Below are 18,869 nucleotides of genomic sequence, written 5' to 3'. Positions count from 1 at the left end.
GCCGACCATAGTACGCCAGCGGGCAAGCTGCTCAAGAGGTGCAGACCCTTGAGATCGAGGAGCCGCCGGGACGGGGATTCGTGTGGGTTTGACCCGGCGCATGGTCTACGCAACCATTGATGGCATGGCAGGCCCGCTCGAACATGCCGGAAACCGGAACAGCGAAAAACCACCGGCGGACCACCGCCATCCCTGGTCAGGTCGCGTTGCCCTTGTACCGCACGGCGGCGCCACCAGCGGCCTTGAGCTCATCGATCGAGGCAATGCCCATCAGGGCGAGGCTGATCGAGATTTCCCGTGTCAGGATCGCGATCACCTCGGAGACGCCGGCCTCGCCTGCCGCCGCAAGGCCGTAGGCATAGGCCCGGCCGAGCATCACGCCGTCGGCGCCGAGGCCGACCGCCTTGAGAATATCCGTGCCGCGGCGGATGCCACCGTCCAGCATGAGGCAGAAATCCGGGCCGACGGCGGCCCGGATCGCCGGAAGCGCGCCGATGGTGCTCGACGCGCCATCGAGCTGGCGGCCGCCGTGATTGGAGATCACCACCCCGTCGCAGCCAAGCGTCCGTGCGGTCACGGCATCCTCCGGCGCAAGGACGCCCTTGACGACGAGTTTTCCGGTCCAGCGCTCGCGCAGCCAGGCGACGTCCTTCCAGGACAGGGTCTTGTCGATGCGACGCGACAGGTTGGCCGCCTGTTCCAGGGCGCCGCGGCCGAAATCCGGACGGTGCTCGATCGCCCGCACCGACGGCATGCCGCCGAGCGCCACGTCGGCAAGCCAGCGCGGCTTCAGCGCGAGCCGCGCCAGAAGCCCCGGCGTCACCCGCATCAAGGAGCGGAAACCGTTGCGCACATCCCGTTCGCGAATGCCGGTAATGGCCGTGTCGACCGTGACGAACAGGGTGTCGACGCCGGCCTGTTCGGCCGCCGCAAGGAACTCCTCCGAGAGCGAGCGATCCTCCAGCACATAGAGCTGGAAATGCAGCGGCCCGCCTGTCACCGCGCGAAGATCGGCCAGCGAGGCGATCGAGAAGGTCGACAGGCAGAAGGGGATGCCCGCGGCATGGGCGGCGCGCACCGCCTTCTCCTCGCCGCGACCGGAATAGAGCCCGAGGAACCCGACCGGCCCCAGCATGAACGGCAGGGGATGGCGACGTCCGAGATAGGCGGTCGAAAGATCCTGTGGGCCGGCGTCCGCCAGCACGGTCTGGCGCAGGCCGAATCGGGCGAAATCCGACCGGTTCGCCCGCATGGTCTCCTCCTCGAACGATCCGCCGTCGATGTAGTCGAAGAAGATCTTCGGCAGGCGCCGGCGGGCGAGATCGCGAAAATCGTGGATATTGACCGGGGCCATCTCAGCCCCTGCCGGGGTCGATCGCGTCGAGGAAGCGGGTGACCGCATCCTCACCCGCCACTGGCTCGCTGCCGGCCATCACCGCGATGGACAGGCCGATGAGCGAGGAGACGGGATTGTGGCTCGTCGCTCCGGCACGCAGGTTCATGACGAGCGTCGGGCAGAGGAAGAGGCCGAGCCGGACGACCCGCCGCCAGTCGGCAGGCAGCATGTCCCGTGCCTTCAGGGCCGCCAGCAGCGGACGCCACAGGGCCTCGGCCTTCACCTCCAGCAGCGCCCGCCGGACCCGGCTCGGTTCGAAATCCATCGTGACGTGCAGCCGGTCCCCCTCAAGACGCGCGCTGGCCTCGTACCGCTCCGCCGCCACGGCGGGATCGTACAGCCAGAAGGGATGGGCGAGAATGTTGTGGAAGGTCGTCTTCACCTCGGCGAGAAGCGTCGGGATGTTCTCGCCGGCAAAGGCCGGGTCGAAGAAGGCAAGGCGTGCGGAACCCTCGCGCTCCTCGTACCAGACGTTGGCGTTGTGGGCATCGCCATGGGCGACGACACCGCCGGCATCCGCAAGGCGCGCCGGTGCAAGCCGCTCGTGCGCGGCATCGAAAAGCGCGCCGATACCATCCTTGTATTCGATGCCGTTGACGACGAAGCGGCAGCGCGAAAGCCGGTCCCAGCCGAGCGTGAGGCCGGGAAAGGCGAAGTCCTCACCGACATAGAATCGCGAAAGCCGCCCGCCCGGATAGGCGCCAGCCGGCGGATCGATCAGGCGTTCGTAGAACAGGCGGTGGATCGGCTCGGCCGCCACCTCGGCGGCGCTCACCGGATGCAGCGTGTCGAGATAGACCTTCAGCACGGCCTCGCTCAGCACGCGCTCGGCCGCGACGGCCTTTTCGCGCGCTTCGGCATCGTCCGTCATGTCCAAGGCCCGCAGCACGTCGGAGAAGCGCGGGTCGGTGCGGCGGCGATAGACGAGGATCTGCTCGCCCGGCAGCACCGACATCAGGAGCGGCTGGTCCACCGGGAGCCCGGCCTTGGCCAGGATGTCGGCGCGATAATATTCGCCGCTCATCGCCTCCTCGCCCTCTTCCTGATGGAACTTGAAGAAGAAGGCGCCATCATCGGTCTCGAAGAAACCGTTCAGCGAATTGAGGCTGTACTGGTCGTGGTTGATCGCCACGTTGCGTGCCTCGACCGCAAAGAGATCGCACAGCAGGTCGGCCAGAAGCCGCTCCGCCTCCCCGCCCCCGGCTTTCGCGAGCGTCCTGATTTCCGCCGTGCGGCTGGTGGGCTGGGTCATGGCATTCTTTCCGGATGGACGAGGATCATTTGCTGCCGTGCAGGTAGCGGCTGCCGAGCGAATAGCGGCTGCCGACATAGGTCAGCGTGTTGACGGTGGCGACGACCTGCCCCGTCCAGGTCTTGCGGTGCAGGACGAGGCAGCAGTCGCCGGGACGGATTTGCAGGAGGCGTGCATTGTCCTCGCCCGCCGGCAGGGCGCTGATGAGGTGTTCGACCTCGGTCAGCGGCGTTGCGGTCTGGAGGTAATCATATGTGGCCGTGACGCTGAAATCTTGCTCGACATAGCCGGAGACGAGGTCCGGATTGACATAGCGCTCCTCGAGCTGGACGGGCAGGTCGTTCTCGAAATGGATCACCACGGAATGATCGACAGGCCTCAGGGTCTCGAACTCGAAAGCGAGCAGCAGCTCCGGCTCCGGCCGCCTGATGCGCTCGAGCACGACCACCTCGGCCCGGTGGCGGCTGCCGCGCGCCTTGATCTCGGTGATGATGTTGCTGATCTCGATCAGCGTCGATTGCGGCTTCGGCGGCGCGACGAAGGTGCCGACGCCCTGGATGCGGCGCAGGTGCCCCTCCGAGGTGAGCTCCCGCAACGCCCGGTGCACGGTCATGCGCGAGACGCCGAGGGTGGAGACGAGCTCGTTTTCCGAGGGAAGCCGGCTGTTGCGGCTCCATTTGCCGCTGCCGATATTGCCGAGGACGAAATCCTTGACCTTCTCGTAAAGCGGCGATGCGGAATCCGAAAGCGTGTTCATGGTTCACTGTCTCCACCGGCAGACAGGGCCGGCATCCGGAATGACGCGGCGGCTAATCCGCCACCGCGACGATCGTCTTCAGTGCGCGGCTTTCGCCCCGTAAAAGCCGCTCATAGGCTGCCGGCACCGCGTCGAGTCCCGGCAGGACCTCGATCAACTGCTCAAGAGCCGGGGCGAGTTCGGGAAGCAGTCCGACCGCCTCGGCCAGTTCGTCCGCAAAGGCATGGCAACCGATCAGCGCGATTTCCCGCTCGACGAGAAGGTTGGGGTCGAGATCGAGCTTGCCGTGGCCGATGCCGACGAGGGCAAGCGCGCCACCACCCGAGAGGAGGTCAAGCGTCCCCGCAATGGCCCGGATGCTGCCGGTCGCGTCGAGTGCGTAGCGCAGGCGCCGGCCGGAAAGCGCCGCATCGAGGGCCTCCCGTTCGAGAGCGACCACCGTGCCGTCCGCAACAACCTTCACCAGCGCAGCCTTCTCGGGGTTGAGATCGGCGAGGAGGAGCGGGCCGTCATGAAGGCGCGAGAGAAGCAGCGCGCTCAGCCCGCCGATCGTGCCGCAGCCGACGACGAGCACCGGTTCGCCGGCCGGGGCGGCCAGCCGGCGCACGGCATGCAGCGCCACCGCCAGCGGTTCGGCCATCGCGGCGACATGCGGCGAAAGCGTCGGATCGTGGCGCAACACGAGCCGCGCGGGCAGTTGCACCGCCTCGGCAAAACCGCCGTCGCAGACCTCGCCGACGAAGCCGAGAGCCTCACAGACATTGGCGCGGCCGCTGCGGCAGGCCGGGCAGGTGCCGCATCCGACGCGGGAATCCGCACAGACCACATCCCCGACGGCGACATGGCTAACGCCCTCGCCGACCGCCGTCACGCGGCCGCAGAATTCATGCCCCGCCGTCGAGGGCCGGCGGGTGATCCACTGGCCGGTGCGGTAGTTGTGAAGATCGGAGCCGCAGATGCCGGCGGCTCTGACAGCGAGATTAACGAAACCGGCGGGCGGCGCGGAGAGCGGGGCCACCGCCTCCACCCGCAGATCCTTCGCATCATGGAGCCGCACCGCCTTCATGGTTCTCAGCCGCCCTTCTTGAGGTAGGTCTGGCGCAGCGGCGACACGGCCAGCGCATGGGAGGAGAAACCCTCGTAGACCGCCAGATTGTGCGAGTGCCGGGCGAATTCCGGATAGGCCGGCGCGGTGACGTAGCCGATCGAGCTGCGCTTGACGAAGTCGGTGACGGAGAGCGGACCGAAGGTGCGGGCCCAGCGGCTCGTCGGCAGGACGGCGTTCGGCCCGAGCGAGAAATTGGCGATGCTCACCGGCGTATGCGTGCCCATCAGGATTTCCGAGGCCTCGGTGATGTGGCCGAGATGGATGAAGGGGTCTTCCGAGAGAAGCTCGAGATGCTCCGGCGCATAGGCGTTGACGAAGGCGTAGCTCTCCTCGATCGAGCTCGTCAGCACGATGCCGCCCGTCCTGCCGGTGAGCACGGCCTTGGAGAAGGCGACGCGCTGCTCCGACATGCGCGACCAGTGGTCCGGCAGGGCGGCAAGCGCTTCTTCCGCGACGCGGCGGCTGTGGGTGACGAGATAGGCCGAGGAATCCGGACCGTGCTCGGCCTCGATCAGGAGGTCGAGCGCGGCGAGGCCTCCATGCACCGTTTCGTCGGCAAGGATCATCACCTCGGAGGGGCCGGCCGGAAGGCCGGTATCGATGAAGCCGGCCAGCGAGCGCTTGGCGGCAACCACCCACGGACTGCCCGGCCCGACGATCTTCAGCGCCGGTTTGACGGTCTCGGTGCCATAGGCGACCGCCGCCACCGCCTGCGCGCCGCCGACCTTGTAGACGGTTTCCACGCCGGCGAGGCGCGCGGCGACCAGCGTCGCGGCATCGACGGAGCCATCCGGCGCCGGCGGCGTGACGATGGCAAGGTTCGGCACGCCGGCAACGACCGCGGGGACGGAGGTCATCATCGTCACCGACGGGAAGGAGCCCTTGCCGCGCGGCACGTAGAGCGCCACCGACCGGATGGGCGTGAAGCGGTCGCCGGCAAAGGCGCCCGGCCGGATCTCCTTCAGCCACATGGCCTCCGGCTTCTGCTCCTCATGGAAGGTGCGGATGTTGTCGATGCCGAACTGGATCGATTCGACGACGCTCGCATCGACCAGCTTGAAGGCCGCGTCGAATTCCGCTTCCGTGACCTTGAGATTGGCCTCGGTCACGGCGGCCTTGTCGAGCTCGCGGCCGAAACGCGCCAGCGCCTTGTCGCCCTCGGTGCGTACGGCCTCCAGGATCGGCGCGACCTTCTCGATGAAACTCGAAATATCCGTCTCCGACCGGCGCAGGAGGGCCGCCTTTTCCTCGGCATTGAGCTTGGCATACTCGTAGAAAGACACTGATGTCATCGTCTTGTCCTTGATGTCTGGCCCTTCAAGGGTCATTTCGATTTGAGGAAGATGTCGAGGCCGACCAGACGATCGAGCAGAGCGATCACGAAGGCGGCGCAGGCGATGAAGACCACCGAGATGGCGGCAAGGTCCGGCGTGATGATCGACCGGATGGAATTGTAGATCTGCACCGGCAGCGTGACGCTCCGCGCGTCGACGAGCAGAAGGCTGACCAGGAACTCGTTGAGCGCGAGGATGAACATCAGGAGCGAGCCGGTGATGACGCCGGGCAGCACCGCCGGAAGCGTGATGTAGAGGAAGCGCTGCAGGGGCGGCGCGCCGCAATTGGCCGCGGCCAGTTCCAGATCGGGCGAGAGATTGCTGGCGCTCGCGGTCACGGCCCAGATCATGAACGGCAGGTTGATGACGCAGCAGGCGATGCCGACGGGCCAGAGCTTGCCGAGCACGCCCGCATTGCCGAACACCAGCATCAGGCCGATGCCGGAGCCGATCAGGGGAATGGTGAAGGGCAAGAGCAGGTAGATCTGGATGGAGCGGGCGAAGCGCACGCGGTATTTCGCAAGCGCGATGCCGGCGAGCGTGCCGACGGGAATGGCAACGACCGTGCAGATCGTGGCGACGATCAGCGAGCGCACGAAAGCCTGCCTAAGATCGCTCGCCTGTGCGATCGCGCCGTACCATTTCAGTGACAGCCCGTCCGGCGGGAAGGTGATGATGTTGCCGGCGGTGAAAGACGCGCCGAGCACCACGACGGTGGGCGCGGACAGCATGAGGAGCGCGGCGATGACGAAGGTCCACAGGACGACGGATTTGCTGCGGCTGCCGGTCATTTGCGCGTCTCCCCCATGGCAAGCGTGCCCGCGCCGAACAGCATGAAGACGACGCCGACGAGGATGGAGCCGACGGCGACGAGCATCAGCGACAGCGTCGCGCCGAGGCCCTGGTCGGAGGTGCGGAAGAACTGGTCGTAGATCGCGTTGGCGATGAAATCCTGCGTGCCGCCGCCGAGGATGGCGGGGATGGCGAAGTCCGTGAGCGACAGCGTGACGACCACGAGGCCGGCGCCGACCAGCCCCGGGCGGGACAAAGGCAGCACGACATGGCGGAAGGTGCGCACCCAGCCGGCGCCGAGCGAGGCGGCCGCGGCCTCCAGTTCGTTCGGGATCGCCGTCAGCGCCGGGGCCAGCATCAGCACCGCGAAGGGCAGCATGTATTGCACGAGGCCGAACAGCACGGCCGGATAGTTGTAGAGCAGCCGCATGGGCGGCACGCCGACGAGCCCCAATGCCTCGTTGACCATGCCCTGGTTGCCGAGGATGATGAGCCAGCCATAGGCACGCACGACCTGGCCGATGAAGAACGGCAGGAACAGGGCGACCAGCAGGAACTTGCGCAGCGCCGATGAGGGCGTTCGCACCATCAGATAGGCATAGGGGAAGGCGAAGAGCAGCGTGATCGCGGTGACGATCAGCGAGCCCATCAGGCTGCGGCCGGCGACCGTCGCGAAGAAATTCTCCGTCAGCACGCGCTGGTAATTGGCGAGTGTGTAGTCCTCCGACATCAGGAACGTGTTGGTATCGAGCACCCTCAGGCTGGTATCGCCGATCTGCACGAGGCCGAGCACCAAAAGCCCCACCAGAACGACCGCCGGCAAGAGCATGAGATAGGGCAAGCCCCGCTGGAAACTCGATGGCCAGACGGCCGCCGCAAGGCGTTCGAGCATATCCATGACACGCCATGTCACGGGATATGCGGCACGGGGAGTGCGCATGAACCGATCCTCTTAACGAAAGGAGACGGCCCGCCGCCAAAATGCCGCGGCGGGCAGGCAGGGCCTCAGCCCTGCATGATTTCCTTGAACTTGGCGAACCACTGGCTCTCGTTTTCGACCTGCACCTTGGACGAGATGCGGATGAGGTGCTCGAAGGCCTCTTCCGTCACCGGATAGGACGGATCGTCAACGAGGTCGGCCGGCGGGGTGAGACCGGGCACGACACCGGGCAGGCCGAGACCGTCGAGCCAGACCTGCTGGGCTTCCTTGGTCAGCGCATGGTTGATGTACTGCTTGGCCCAGTAGAGTTCGTTTTCCGGCAGGCCCTTCGGGATCCACAGGCCGTCCGTATCGAACTTCGCGCCCTCCTCCGGCACCACCCAGGCCAGCTCGATACCGTTTTTCTTGGCTTCGCGCGCATTGGTGGAGATGGTGCAGGCGGCGTCGATCTCGCCCTTCTGGAACCAGGTGGTGAAGTCCGGGTCCTCGCCGAGCAGCGGCTGCTGCTCCTTGATCTTCGCAATGAAGTCCCAGGCCGGCTGCATGTTGCCGGGGATATCCTCCAGCTTGCCGCCGCCGGCGACCTGGGCCGGGAAGTGGAAGCCGATGCCGTCGTTATAGAGCGCGATGCGGCCCTTGAGCTTGGGATCGAGCAGGTCCTTCCAGGACTTCGGCGCACCGTTCGGGAAGGCCGAGGGGCGATAGGCCAGCACGTAGACATAGCCGTAGGTGTTGACGATCGGATAGCCGTCGAGCCCGACGGGCTTGGCAAGCTCTGTGGTGTCCTTGAGGTTCGGCAGGTCCGACAGGTCCTCCGTCACGCCGCGCAGCGCCGACTTGGTCGCGTTGGTGGTCGTGTCCCAGTTCACATGGATCGGCGGCACGCGCTTCTGGGCGACGGCGGCCCACACCTTCGGCTGGATCTCGTTGTCTTCGGTCAGGTCATGGCGAACCGCAATGCCGGTTGCCTTGGTGAAGCTGTCGGAAACGCCCGCCTTCAGCGCGTCGACCCAACTGCCACCCCAGGCGCGGACGATGATTTCGGCCGGCTTTTCGGGCTCCTGGGCAAAGGCACGGCTGACGCCGAGCGTCGAAAGACCTGCGGACGCACCCGCCGCGGCCATCGATGCCAGCAGCGTGCGGCGGCGGATCTGCATAGAAGAAAGTTTATCATGCGACATTACGCGTTCTCCTCTGGCTTAGCCTTCGTTGGTTATTTTGCAAAGACATGCATGTCCCTTGCATTCCAGCCGAGGCGAACCGCGTCACCCGGGCCGAACTGCAGGTGGGATTCGGGATCGTGGTCGAAGACGCGCATCAGCACGTCGCCGAGCTGCGGAACCCGGATTTCATAGACGACACGCTCGCCTTCGAAGATGCAGTCGACGACGAGACCGTCGACCACCGTTTCGAGGCCGTCGAGATGACCATCCTTCGGCGCGACGCGGATCTGTTCGGCGCGCACCGCGCCGGCGCAGGGTTTGCCGCCGGCAAGCGTCGCGTCAGCCGCCAAGCCGGCAAGATGCAGGCCATTGGCCTCGATCGTCGCACGCGACCCGGCAAGCTCGACCACCCTGCCCTCGACAAAATTGGTGACGCCGATGAAATTGGCGACGAAGGCGTTCGAGGGCGCGCGATAGGCATCCACCGGACGCGCCTTCTGCTGGATCGAGCCACCGTTCATAACGATGATCTCGTCGGAAACGACCAGCGCTTCGCGCTGGTCATGCGTGACGTTGATCGTCGTCACGCCGAGCTCCTTCTGGATGCGGCGGAATTCCAGCTGCATCTCCTCGCGCAACTTGCGATCGAGCGCGGCGAGCGGCTCGTCGAGCAGCAGGAGGTCCGGCTCGAACACCAGGGCGCGGGCAATGGCCACGCGCTGCTGCTGCCCACCGGAAAGCTCGTTGATGCGCCGGTTGCCGTAACCGCCGAGACGGACGAGATCGAGATAGCGCTCCACCTTCTCCAGAATGCGGCGGGCATCGTGGCGGCGCATCTTCAGCGGAAAGGCGACATTCTCGGCGGCCGTCATGTGCGGAAAAAGCGCCAGCTTCTGGAACACCATGCCGATGGCCCGGCCATGCGGCGGCACGGCGCTGACGGGCTGGCCGTTGATGAAAATCTCGCCGCCGGTCGGGCGATCGAAACCGGCAATCATGCGCAGCAAGGTCGTCTTGCCGGATCCCGAGGGGCCGAGGATCGTCAGGAAACGGCCTTTCGGCAGGTCGAAGGATGCGCTCTTCACAGCATGGACATTGCCGAAGACCATGCTGACATCCTTGACGGAAACGGCAATCCGGTCGTGCGGCTCCACCGCGGGCTGCTCGGCATCGACAACGCCCATGGCATTCCCCTGTATTGCCCTACCGGCGACACGGGACCGCTGGAAGGCTTCCTCTTGTCACTGCGGCCACGGGCAGGCGGCCGAGCATCTCATGCAGTTGTCTATACATATGCATACAAGTTCCGTCAACCACACTTGCGTATTTTTTGCACTGCAAAGGCGGATGATTAAATATTGTGCAACTGCGAAAAATAGCTTCTGTGGCCCGCCTTGGCGCCATGACCAAAGCTAGGCGCTGCCGCGTTCAGATCGAGGCAAGGTAGCCGCCATCGACCGGAATGCAATGGCCGGTGACGTAGGCGGCGGCATCGCTGCACAGGAAGACGGCGACGCCGCCGATATCGCCTTCGCTACCGAAGCGGCGCTGCGGAATCTTGTCCAGCATCCGCGTCTGCCAGTCCTCGTTCTGGTAGAACGCCTCTGTCATCGCCGTGCGGAAGTAGCCGGGCGCGATCGCGTTGACGCGGATGTTGTGCGGCGCCCATTCCGTGGCGAGAGCCCGCGTCACGCCGAGAAGGCCCGACTTCGACGCACCATAGGGTACCGCCGTTGGAATGCCGACATAGGAGGTCAGCGAGCAGAGATTGACGATCGCGCCGCCGGCGGCGTCAGCCATGATGCGGCCGGCCGCCTGCGCACAGAAGAAGGCGCCCTTCAGGTTCGTCGAGAGGATCGTTTCCCAAAGCGCCTCGTCAACATCGAAGGACGGGCGGACATTTTCGAAGCCAGCATTGTTGACGAGGATGTCGAGACCGCCGAGCGCATCAGCCGCGGCGTTCGTCACGGCCGTGCACGCCTCCACGTCGCGCACATCCTGCGCAAGCTCCACGCAGCGCCGGCCGGCCTTCTCCACCAGCGCCCGGGTCTCGGCCAGGCCGTCGAGCGACCGCGCCGTGATGGCCACATCCGCGCCCGCCTCGGCAAGCGCCACAGCAATCGCCTGGCCGATTCCGCGACTGGCCCCGGTGACGAGCGCACGGCGACTGGAGAGATCGAAGACCGGACGGTTCATGGCGACACCTCGATTGACTTCCCGGCGAATGACAGCACTTCCGCAAGAAAATGTCTATACATATATACAGATCAAAATTCCCGGCGTATGAATGCGGCATGGCAAACCCATCGCATGGAGCCGCAAAATGGCAGACCCTTCAAGCCTGATCCGCGAAGAAATCCGCTCTATCCAGCCCTACAATGCGGGGCTGACGCTCGAAGAGGTGCGGGCGACATATCAGGTGGAGACCATCGCCAAGCTCGGCTCCAACGAGAACCCCCTCGGCCCCTCCCCGGCACTGCGGCGGCTGTTTTCCGACATCGGCGAACTTGCCCGGCTCTATCCCGATCCGCAGGGCCGCGCCCTGTGCACCCGGCTCGCCACCAGCTTCGGCGTCGATAGCCGGCAGGTCATCCTCGGCAACGGTTCGGAGGACCTGATCGGCGTCATCTGCCGCTCGGTCGTGCGCCCCGGCGACACGGTCGCGACGCTCTACCCCTCCTTCCCGCTGCATGAAGACTACACGGCACTGATGGGCGGCCGGATCGAGCGCGTGCCGGTGACGCAGGACCTGACCATCGACATGGCGGCGCTCCTTGCCGCCGTGGCCCGAAAGCCACGCATGTTGATGTTCTCCAACCCCATGAACCCGGTTGGCTGCTGGCTGACGCCGGACGATCTGGCGGAGCTCATCGCCGCACTCGACGCTCAGACGCTGCTGGTCGTCGACGAGGCCTATGCCGAATATGCCGCCGGCGACGAATACGCGTCGGCGATCGGCATGCTGAAGGGCAAGGGCATTCCGTGGGTGGTGCTGCGCACCTTCTCCAAGGCCTATGGCCTCGCGGGGCTCCGCATCGGCTACGGCATCGTCAGCGATGGCGGCCTCTGCGATTTCTTCAACCGCGCGCGCACCCCGTTCAACACCAACGCCATCGCCCAGGCCTCTGCGGCCGCGGCTCTCGACGATCCGGACCATCTGGTCCAATCGGTAAACGCCGCCATCGAGGAACGGGAACGCATGAAGACAGCCCTCGCCACAACCGGCTATCGGTCAGCGCCGTCGAAAGGTAATTTCCTGTTCGTCGATGTCGGGCAGAGCGCAACGGACCTGGCCGCGGCGCTGCTCGAGCGCGGGGTCATCGTCAAGCCCTGGAAACAGCCCGGCTTCGAGAGGTTCATCCGCGTCAGCATCGGCACGCGAGAGGAGAACGACCATTTCCTGCGCGCGCTCCGGGATGCGGAGGGCATGGGCGAAACACCCCATCGACGCTGAACGGATCTCCTTTTCCGCTAAAGCTTCCCCGACGAGGGTGACGCGCGACACGCCATGCGGTGGGCTATTCACGGCCCTGGATGCCCGCCTCCTCGTCAGCCGTCAGCGGATCCGACACGCCGAGCGCATCGAGGTAAGCGTCAACGCTTTGAAGCGCGGCGTCGGATGCCGGCGCATAGGCATTGCCGCCGCTCCGTTCGACGGTGAGCTCCACTGTCCAGCCCGTTCCGCGGTCGCAGCCGATCCCGGTCAGCGATGCGCGCGCCCCCCCGATATCGAAGCTGCGGCAGATTCCGCCCTCGACCCGATAGGTGGCAAGCGTCTCGAAGCGTGCACTCTCGCCTGCAAGGGAAATCGAGCGCTCCTCTCCCGACCGGGTGGCCGAAAGCGCTTCGGCGATTGCGGCGCGGCCGAGGGGATCGTCATTGCCGGCGCCCGTCCGGCCGGCGAGATAACCGGCCCCCCCGACGACAAGCAGGAGAGAGGCGGCAAGCGGCAGGGCGAATCGGGCCCGGATCCGGCTCCGCAACGGAACGACATTGTCGCGGCGGCCGAGCACCGCCTCGATCAGTGCCGGGGGCACCTCCTCCCGCCGCGCATCGCCGAACGCTTCGCGCAGCAAGGTACGGCTGCCGTGAAACAGCTTGGCACGGGCGGCAAGGGCGGCATCGGCGGCAAGCGCACGCTCGATGGCCGCGCGGGTGGTCTCGTCGGTCTCGCCATCGACAAACGCCATCAGCATCTCGTCCGTCACCTTTCCTGTCATGACCGTTCTCCACCTGCCCGCGCGGGGACATCGCCTTCCATAGCCGCGACCAGCGCCACACGCGCACGCGCCAGCCGGCTCATCACCGTGCCGATCGGAACATCCAGCATTTCGGCGGCCTCCCGATAGGTCAGGTCCTCGACGCATACGAGCAGAAGCACGGCGCGCTGTTCGTCCGGCAGGGAATCGGCGACGCGCCGGACCTCCGCAAGCGCAAGACGCGCCTCGACCACCCTTCGGCCATCTTCCGTCGGCAAGGCCATCTCGGCGCCGCCGTCGTCGATCGGCATGTCGGGCCGGCTGCGGCGCATCGTGTCGACCCAATGGTTGCGCATGATACGGAAGAGCCACGCATCGAGCCGCGTGCCGGGCGTCCAGCTTTCGCGATGCCGCAACGCCTTCTCGCACGCCGCCTGCACGAGATCGTCGGCTGCATCGCGAGAACGCGTCAGGGTGCGCGCGAGGCCCCGAAGCCTCGGCAGCAGCGCCACGATGTCATATCCGAAATCCGCCATACACTATCCGTCCTCGCCCAAGAACGCCGAAGACGCCACCCTTATTCCAGCCGCGCATGAAAATTCCCCCTGTCTGGAATAGAGGTGAGCCTGCGACGTTTTCGTCTCTATTGTCGAATTCAGGAGCCTCGATATGGGAAAAGACGATGGAAACCGGCACGGCGCAGCGGAACTGACCAGGCGCCGCATGCTGCAAAGGCTGGGCATCGCCACCGGACTTGCCTATGCCGCGCCGGCCCTCCTGGGGCTCGGTTCCGCGCGAGCATCCTCCTCCGGGGGCAGCTCCTCCGTCGGGCGCTCCTCGCGCGACGGGGGCTCGGGGAGAAGCTCTCCCCGGCCGCGACGGCAGCGCCCGCGTGCCCGCAGGCCCCGCCCGGAGATCGTCGTCGCCGCGCCCTCGCCGGCCGCGATCGACCTCATCACCGCGCAGGGATATGGCCTCGTCGTCCGCGACCGGCTCGGTCTGCTCGACGCAGAGATTGCCCGCTTCACGCTGCCGCAGAACCGCACGATCGAACAGGCCCGCACCGAAATCCTCCAGCTCGTTCCATCCGCCCTTGTCGACCCGAACCATATCTACCGGACCAACGAGCTTGCCTGCGGCAGTGACGGATGCGCCGCCTTCGGCATGATCGGCTGGAAGGAGGCCCCGCACGCCTGCCCCGTCGACATCACCATCGGCATGGTCGATACCGGCGTGAACACCGGGCACGAGGCGCTCGCAGGAACGGCTCTCCAGCGTGTCTCGGTCGTCGATCCGAAGAGGCGCCCGTCCTCGCGCACGCACGGCACCGCCATCGCGGTGCTGCTTGCGGGCCGCGCGGCGTCGCGCACCCCCGGCTTGCTTTCCGGTGCCCGCCTCGTCGCGGTCGATGCGTTCCACAGCGACGCCAGGGGGCAGGATGCAGCGGACGTCTTCGACATCGCCCGCGCGCTGGATCGTATTGCGGCCAGCAAGGCCCGTGTCGTCAATCTGAGCTTTGCCGGCCCGGCCAATCTGGTGCTGGAACGGGTCGTGCGCGCCCTTGTCGAACGCGACGTGGTGCTCGTCGCCGCCGCCGGCAATTCGGGGCCGCGGGCGGACCCGCTCTACCCCGCGGCCTATCCCGGCGTCGTCGCGGTGACCGCGGTCGACAACCGCCTGCGCGCCTATCGTCGGGCGGCAGCCGGCGAGCATATCGATTTCGCCGCCCCGGGCGTGCGCGTCTGGGCGGCGGCCTCGGTGCGTGGCGGGCGCTTCCGTTCGGGCACGTCCTATGCGGCACCCTTCGTCTCGGCCGCCCTTGCCGCCGCCCGCGCGGCCGATCCACAGGCATCGGGCCGGGAGATCGTGGACAGACTTGCCGCCGGGGCCATGGACCTCGGTCGCGGCGGCCGCGACACGACCTTCGGCTGGGGGCTCGTGCAAGCGCCCGCAGTCTGCGCCATGCCGCCGGCGGATATCCTGCCGGCAGTCGAAGCGCAGCCATAAAAATTCGATGCGGCATGGAATAGGTGGTGCGTCGCCTGCGTTTGCCCTGCCGAAGTTCCCTGGATGGGAGCTTTTCCAACCAGGAAAGGAGCTGACCATGTCGATCGAAGATACCAAGCCAGGCGGCCTGTCGCGCCGCGCGATGTTGACGAGACTGGGACTGGCGGCCGCCACTGCCTATATGGCACCCGCCATGCTCAAGCTGGATGAGGCCCATGCTTCCTCCGGGAGGAGCGGCGGCAGCCGGGGAAGCGGAGGCCGTGGCAGCGGTCGCAGGAGCAGCGGCCGAGGCACGCGCCGAGGCGGCGGCGGAAGCCGCAGCGGCGTCCGCAGGCGCAGGACCACCCGGCGCCGCACGATCTTCACCTGAACGCAGAACCGGGCGGAGCGGCCTTTCCGCTCCGCCCCGCTTGACGATTGCACGGAGCGGAACCATGCGCCTCGCATTCGAGGGACTGAAGGCCAACATCGACGTGCCGGATCACCCGGCGTTTCTCGCCGCGCTGAAAGCCGCCGCGATCGACTGGCCGTTTCACCGCGTCGAAACCGACGAGGAGCCGATCGCCCGCATCATCGCCAGGGGCACCTCGCTCGTCGTCCACCACCCCGAGGAGGAGCCGGTCCCGACGACCCCGGTCGCCGCGGCCTGCGACGTTATGGTGAGCCTGGCCGGCGCGCTCGTGACGGAAAATCCGCACCGCCTCTGCCTCCACGGCGCGGCCGCCCTTTTCGCCGGCCGGCTGCTCGTCTTTCCCGGCCATTCCCATGCCGGCAAGAGCACCCTGACCGCAAGGCTGGCGGCGGACGGACACACGATCTTCGGCGACGACATCGTGCCGCTCGACGAGCAAGGCAACGGTGTCGCGCTGGGCGTCGCCCCACGCCTGCGGCTGCCCCTGCCGGCTTCGGCCACGCCGGCCTTTCGCGATTTCGTCATGCGGCACGCGGGCGCCTCGGATGGGCGCTACCACTATCTCGCCCTGCCCGAGGGCCGGCTCGCACGCAAGGGAACGACCGCCCCCATCGGCGCGATCGTCCTGCTCGACCGCCAGCCGCGTGGGCCTGCCGACCTCCGCGCGGCGCCGCGCAGCCTCGCCCTGAAGCTGCTGGCCCGCCAGAACGTTTCCTATGCCGAGGACGCCCGCCCCTTGCTTGCCCAGATGAGCGCACTCGTGCAGAGGCTGCCCTGCTATGTTCTTGCCTATGCCGATCTCGAGGAGGCCGCCGAACAGCTCGCATCGGCTTTCGGCCGCTGGCCGGCGGCCCCGCAGCACCTCCCACTTGCCGATCCCGATGCGCTTTCCCGGCGGCTGCTGCAGCACGATCCCCTGGCGGAGGCGGATATAGAGTTCGACCAGGACCTGTCGTGCGAACCCTACCGGCCGGGAATGCGCCTCGTCCGGAATCCGGATGTGACGATGCACGAGGTCGAAGGCGAAGCCTTTCTGGCCGGCGTCGATCACACGGCGGCGATCAACAACCTCAATCCTATCGCGCTCGGCATCTGGAACCTCATGATACATCCGGTCGATGAGGCGGAGGCCGCGTATGTCCTCTCGGGCGCTTTCCCCGAAACGGATCCGCATGTCATCGCGCGCGATGTAAGCGCCCTGTTTCAAAGCCTCCACGACTCGCGCTTTGCCATCGAAGCGACCGGCCCCCGCCCTAAAGCATGGTATCCGCTCGTAGTTGCTCGGCCGCATACCTGATTTCAAGAATTCCTTGAGGTCAGATAGGTTTTGGCGATTTCCTGCAAACGGGCGCGTCCAAAGCTCGATCCATGACCACCATAGACGACTTCCAGATCAAGCTGCAGCAGGCGTTCCATGCTCGCCTTGTAGGCCTCGATGTCGCATCCGGGCAGATCGTCTACGAGACTTCCCTCGTAGATCGCGTCTCCGCTGAAGAATATCCCCGTCTTCTGATCAAGGAGGCCTATCGATCCCGGGGAGTGACCGGGAAGATGCAGGACCGTGTAGCAGGCGTCGCCGATGTCGATGATGTCATTCTCGGCCAGGATCGTGGTCAGCGGCGCTGGTGAAATTGCATAGGCTTCGGGCCTGGTGCCCATCGGCGGAACCTGCGCGAGAACATCCGGTTGCATGCGAAAATACGGGGCCAGCGTGTCGGCGTCGGGCATATGCGCGAAGGCTTCGGCCTCAGCTTCATGACCCAACCGGTTCTCGAACTCGTGAAACGAGCCGACGTGATCGACATGGATGTGTGTCGCCACGGCAAGGACGGGTTTGCCGGGGGGAATGGTCAGCACGCTTGCAAGGTTACCGAGGCCCATGCCGAAATCAATGACGAGATCGGCATCACGGCCGACGACGTGGAACATGTTGGCCCGAAAGAAGGGGTGGACATGCGGTTCGTATATCCGGGTCAACCGATCCGAGATCGCTTCCGTTGAAAACCAGTCAGCGTTGTTCATGGCGATCTCGCTCAATGCAGCAGCTTGCCGAGAAAGCGCCGCGTGCGCTCATGTGTCGGCGCCGAAAACAGTATGTCCGGCTTGTTGCGCTCGATGATCTGGCCACCGTCCATGAAAACCACTTCGCTGGCCACTTCGCGCGCAAAATTCATTTCGTGGGTGACGCACACCATCGTCATGCCGTCGGCGGCAAGCGAAATCATCGTGTCCAGCACTTCCTTGACCATTTCGGGATCGAGCGCCGAGGTGGGCTCGTCGAACAGCATGATGCTCGGGTTCATGCAGAGGGCCCGCGCGATGGCGACGCGCTGCTGCTGGCCGCCCGAGAGCTGGCCCGGATATTTGTCTGCTTTTTCCGGGATATGAACACGTTCCAGATATTTCATGGCGATCTCGGTCGCCTGTTTTTTCGGCAGCTTGCGCACCCAGCGCTGGGCGACCGTGCAGTTTTCGAGAACCGTCAGGTGCGGAAACAGATTGAAGTGCTGAAACACCATGCCGACGTCGCTTCGAACGCGGTCGATGCGCTTGAGCTGGTTGGTGAGCTCGATGCCGTTGACGATGATCGAGCCTTCCTGGTGAACCTCGAGACGGTTCATGCAGCGGATCAGCGTCGACTTGCCGGAGCCGGAGGGTCCGCAGATCACGATGCGCTCGCCCTTGTTCACCGTAAGGTCGATGCCCTTCAGGACCTGGAAAGCGCCATACCATTTGTTGACGCCGGCCACTTCGATCGCGGCCTTGTGCGGAAGATCGGTCTTCGTTTGCGTGTTCATGTCCAACTCGTGGGTGAAGCGGGGATCAGCGATAGCCGCGTGACAGCACATGCTCGATGCGGTTCTGCGCGAGCGTCAGCACCGAGACGATGACGAGGTAGTAGACGAGCGCGGCGCCGTACCATTCGAGGAAGCGGAAGCTCGTCGCGATGGCGAACTGCGAGACGGTCATCAGTTCCTTGAGCGAGATCACGGTCGCAAGCGACGTGGTCTTCAGGAGGGAAATGAATTCGTTCATCAGCGCGGGAACCGCGATCCGAAGCGCCTGCGGCATGGTGATGACCAGAAAGATCTGCCAGCGATGCATGCCGAGGGCCGCCGCCCCTTCCCGCTGGCCCGGGCCGACGGCGGCAAAGGCGCTGCGCAGGATTTCCGCCAGATAGGCGATCTGGATGAGCGACAGTGCCAGGAACGCCGCGACGAAAGGCGTGAACCAGCCGGCGCGGAAGATCTCCGAAATCTGCGGCAGGCCGTTCCAGACGAAGAGCAGCACGAGCAGGGCCGGCGCGCCGCGGAAGAGCCAGACATAGAGCGTCACCAGCCACCGGACCGCCGGCCGCGGGGAGCCCGCCATGGAGCCGAGCCCCATGCCGAGCACCAAAGACACGGCCATGACACAAACGGAAAGGCCGATCGTCAGGAGCGCCCCCTTGAAAAGGGGGGCGCTGAAGATCGCGTGCAGGAAGAGGTCGAGCTGGAACAACGCTGAAT

At 65.9% G+C, this 18,869-nt stretch carries 18 protein-coding genes; 3 read left to right on the top strand and 15 right to left on the bottom strand.

The window, feature by feature from the left end; translation table 11 throughout:
* Positions 1 to 196: 196 nt before the first annotated feature.
* The 10 genes from MUU56_RS17595 to MUU56_RS17550 form a co-directional block, all read right to left on the bottom strand.
* Positions 197 to 1,354 carry an alpha-hydroxy acid oxidase gene (locus MUU56_RS17595; RefSeq protein ID WP_244768585.1) on the bottom strand — a complete coding sequence of 386 codons (1,158 nt, stop codon included), beginning with the start codon at positions 1,352 to 1,354 and terminating at the stop codon, positions 197 to 199.
* Between the two features lies 1 nt (position 1,355).
* On the bottom strand, positions 1,356 to 2,648 hold the full coding sequence (locus MUU56_RS17590; protein WP_244768584.1) for a hypothetical protein: 1,293 nt from the start codon (positions 2,646 to 2,648) through the stop codon (positions 1,356 to 1,358).
* 25 nt (positions 2,649 to 2,673) lie between these two features.
* Complete coding sequence (hutC, locus tag MUU56_RS17585) at positions 2,674 to 3,405, bottom strand: histidine utilization transcriptional repressor HutC (protein ID WP_244768583.1); 732 nt, start codon at positions 3,403 to 3,405, stop codon at positions 2,674 to 2,676.
* Between the two features lie 52 nt (positions 3,406 to 3,457).
* Positions 3,458 to 4,471: a zinc-dependent alcohol dehydrogenase gene (locus MUU56_RS17580; protein ID WP_244768582.1), complete on the bottom strand. Its 1,014-nt coding sequence runs from the start codon at positions 4,469 to 4,471 to the stop codon at positions 3,458 to 3,460.
* A 5-nt stretch (positions 4,472 to 4,476) separates the two neighbouring features.
* Complete coding sequence (gene hisD / locus MUU56_RS17575; protein ID WP_244768581.1) at positions 4,477 to 5,805, bottom strand: histidinol dehydrogenase; 1,329 nt, start codon at positions 5,803 to 5,805, stop codon at positions 4,477 to 4,479.
* Between the two features lie 32 nt (positions 5,806 to 5,837).
* Complete coding sequence (locus MUU56_RS17570) at positions 5,838 to 6,638, bottom strand: ABC transporter permease (protein WP_064333826.1); 801 nt, start codon at positions 6,636 to 6,638, stop codon at positions 5,838 to 5,840.
* Positions 6,635 to 7,579: an ABC transporter permease gene (locus MUU56_RS17565; protein WP_244768580.1), complete on the bottom strand. Its 945-nt coding sequence runs from the start codon at positions 7,577 to 7,579 to the stop codon at positions 6,635 to 6,637. The genes MUU56_RS17570 and MUU56_RS17565 overlap by 4 nt, the downstream gene beginning before the upstream one ends.
* 65 nt (positions 7,580 to 7,644) lie before the next feature.
* Positions 7,645 to 8,760, bottom strand: coding sequence for an ABC transporter substrate-binding protein (locus MUU56_RS17560; RefSeq protein WP_244768579.1), 1,116 nt, complete (start codon positions 8,758 to 8,760; stop codon positions 7,645 to 7,647).
* 32 nt (positions 8,761 to 8,792) lie between these two features.
* Positions 8,793 to 9,926 (bottom strand): ABC transporter ATP-binding protein, encoded by a 1,134-nt coding sequence (locus tag MUU56_RS17555; protein ID WP_244768578.1) that lies wholly within the window; start codon positions 9,924 to 9,926, stop codon positions 8,793 to 8,795.
* A gap of 244 nt (positions 9,927 to 10,170) precedes the next feature.
* On the bottom strand, positions 10,171 to 10,938 hold the full coding sequence (locus MUU56_RS17550) for an SDR family NAD(P)-dependent oxidoreductase (RefSeq protein ID WP_244768577.1): 768 nt from the start codon (positions 10,936 to 10,938) through the stop codon (positions 10,171 to 10,173).
* A gap of 127 nt (positions 10,939 to 11,065) precedes the next feature.
* On the opposite strand from MUU56_RS17550, the gene MUU56_RS17545 reads away from it, so the two are divergent.
* Positions 11,066 to 12,196 carry a histidinol-phosphate transaminase gene (locus tag MUU56_RS17545; RefSeq protein ID WP_244768576.1) on the top strand — a complete coding sequence of 377 codons (1,131 nt, stop codon included), beginning with the start codon at positions 11,066 to 11,068 and terminating at the stop codon, positions 12,194 to 12,196.
* Between the two features lie 64 nt (positions 12,197 to 12,260).
* Here the strand turns inward: MUU56_RS17545 and MUU56_RS17540 are convergent, their stop codons facing one another.
* Both MUU56_RS17540 and MUU56_RS17535 read right to left on the bottom strand, forming a co-directional pair.
* Positions 12,261 to 12,962 carry an anti-sigma factor family protein gene (locus MUU56_RS17540; protein WP_244768575.1) on the bottom strand — a complete coding sequence of 234 codons (702 nt, stop codon included), beginning with the start codon at positions 12,960 to 12,962 and terminating at the stop codon, positions 12,261 to 12,263.
* Complete coding sequence (locus MUU56_RS17535; protein ID WP_244768574.1) at positions 12,959 to 13,477, bottom strand: RNA polymerase sigma factor; 519 nt, start codon at positions 13,475 to 13,477, stop codon at positions 12,959 to 12,961. The genes MUU56_RS17540 and MUU56_RS17535 overlap by 4 nt, the downstream gene beginning before the upstream one ends.
* A gap of 133 nt (positions 13,478 to 13,610) precedes the next feature.
* On the opposite strand from MUU56_RS17535, the gene MUU56_RS17530 reads away from it, so the two are divergent.
* Positions 13,611 to 14,948, top strand: coding sequence for a S8 family serine peptidase (locus MUU56_RS17530; RefSeq protein ID WP_244768573.1), 1,338 nt, complete (start codon positions 13,611 to 13,613; stop codon positions 14,946 to 14,948).
* A 434-nt stretch (positions 14,949 to 15,382) separates the two neighbouring features.
* Positions 15,383 to 16,657: a hypothetical protein gene (locus MUU56_RS17525; RefSeq protein WP_244768572.1), complete on the top strand. Its 1,275-nt coding sequence runs from the start codon at positions 15,383 to 15,385 to the stop codon at positions 16,655 to 16,657.
* A 2-nt stretch (positions 16,658 to 16,659) separates the two neighbouring features.
* On the opposite strand, the gene MUU56_RS17520 is transcribed toward MUU56_RS17525, so the two are convergent.
* Genes MUU56_RS17520 through MUU56_RS17510 form a run of 3 tightly spaced genes read right to left on the bottom strand, consistent with a single transcriptional unit; the run spans position 16,660 to position 18,861 of the window.
* Positions 16,660 to 17,382, bottom strand: a complete 723-nt coding sequence (locus MUU56_RS17520) for an MBL fold metallo-hydrolase (RefSeq protein WP_244768571.1) — start codon at positions 17,380 to 17,382, stop codon at positions 16,660 to 16,662.
* 11 nt (positions 17,383 to 17,393) lie between these two features.
* A complete protein-coding gene (locus MUU56_RS17515; protein WP_398431910.1) occupies positions 17,394 to 18,209 on the bottom strand; it encodes an amino acid ABC transporter ATP-binding protein in 816 nt (271 codons plus the stop codon).
* Positions 18,184 to 18,861: an amino acid ABC transporter permease gene (locus MUU56_RS17510; protein ID WP_244768569.1), complete on the bottom strand. Its 678-nt coding sequence runs from the start codon at positions 18,859 to 18,861 to the stop codon at positions 18,184 to 18,186. The genes MUU56_RS17515 and MUU56_RS17510 overlap by 26 nt, the downstream gene beginning before the upstream one ends.
* Positions 18,862 to 18,869: the final 8 nt, after the last annotated feature.

This window comes from Shinella yambaruensis (genome assembly GCF_022899355.1).
GTDB classification, from domain to species: Bacteria; Pseudomonadota; Alphaproteobacteria; order Rhizobiales; family Rhizobiaceae; genus Shinella; species Shinella yambaruensis.
Note: the sequence above shows the minus strand (reverse complement) of the source record. Positions and strands in the feature narration are given on the sequence as shown.

What these genes read in the sequence shown, in the direction of transcription:
- MUU56_RS17595 (WP_244768585.1), bottom strand. Translation starts at nt 1,354, where the DNA reads ATGGCCCCGGTCAATATCCACGATTTTCGCGATCTCGCCCGCCGGCGC.
- MUU56_RS17590 (WP_244768584.1), bottom strand. Translation starts at nt 2,648, where the DNA reads ATGACCCAGCCCACCAGCCGCACGGCGGAAATCAGGACGCTCGCGAAA.
- hutC (WP_244768583.1), bottom strand. Translation starts at nt 3,405, where the DNA reads ATGAACACGCTTTCGGATTCCGCATCGCCGCTTTACGAGAAGGTCAAG.
- MUU56_RS17580 (WP_244768582.1), bottom strand. Translation starts at nt 4,471, where the DNA reads ATGAAGGCGGTGCGGCTCCATGATGCGAAGGATCTGCGGGTGGAGGCG.
- hisD (WP_244768581.1), bottom strand. Translation starts at nt 5,805, where the DNA reads ATGACATCAGTGTCTTTCTACGAGTATGCCAAGCTCAATGCCGAGGAA.
- MUU56_RS17570 (WP_064333826.1), bottom strand. Translation starts at nt 6,638, where the DNA reads ATGACCGGCAGCCGCAGCAAATCCGTCGTCCTGTGGACCTTCGTCATC.
- MUU56_RS17565 (WP_244768580.1), bottom strand. Translation starts at nt 7,579, where the DNA reads ATGCGCACTCCCCGTGCCGCATATCCCGTGACATGGCGTGTCATGGAT.
- MUU56_RS17560 (WP_244768579.1), bottom strand. Translation starts at nt 8,760, where the DNA reads ATGTCGCATGATAAACTTTCTTCTATGCAGATCCGCCGCCGCACGCTG.
- MUU56_RS17555 (WP_244768578.1), bottom strand. Translation starts at nt 9,926, where the DNA reads ATGGGCGTTGTCGATGCCGAGCAGCCCGCGGTGGAGCCGCACGACCGG.
- MUU56_RS17550 (WP_244768577.1), bottom strand. Translation starts at nt 10,938, where the DNA reads ATGAACCGTCCGGTCTTCGATCTCTCCAGTCGCCGTGCGCTCGTCACC.
- MUU56_RS17545 (WP_244768576.1), top strand. Translation starts at nt 11,066, where the DNA reads ATGGCAGACCCTTCAAGCCTGATCCGCGAAGAAATCCGCTCTATCCAG.
- MUU56_RS17540 (WP_244768575.1), bottom strand. Translation starts at nt 12,962, where the DNA reads ATGACAGGAAAGGTGACGGACGAGATGCTGATGGCGTTTGTCGATGGC.
- MUU56_RS17535 (WP_244768574.1), bottom strand. Translation starts at nt 13,477, where the DNA reads ATGGCGGATTTCGGATATGACATCGTGGCGCTGCTGCCGAGGCTTCGG.
- MUU56_RS17530 (WP_244768573.1), top strand. Translation starts at nt 13,611, where the DNA reads ATGGGAAAAGACGATGGAAACCGGCACGGCGCAGCGGAACTGACCAGG.
- MUU56_RS17525 (WP_244768572.1), top strand. Translation starts at nt 15,383, where the DNA reads ATGCGCCTCGCATTCGAGGGACTGAAGGCCAACATCGACGTGCCGGAT.
- MUU56_RS17520 (WP_244768571.1), bottom strand. Translation starts at nt 17,382, where the DNA reads ATGAACAACGCTGACTGGTTTTCAACGGAAGCGATCTCGGATCGGTTG.
- MUU56_RS17515 (WP_398431910.1), bottom strand. Translation starts at nt 18,209, where the DNA reads ATGTGCTGTCACGCGGCTATCGCTGATCCCCGCTTCACCCACGAGTTG.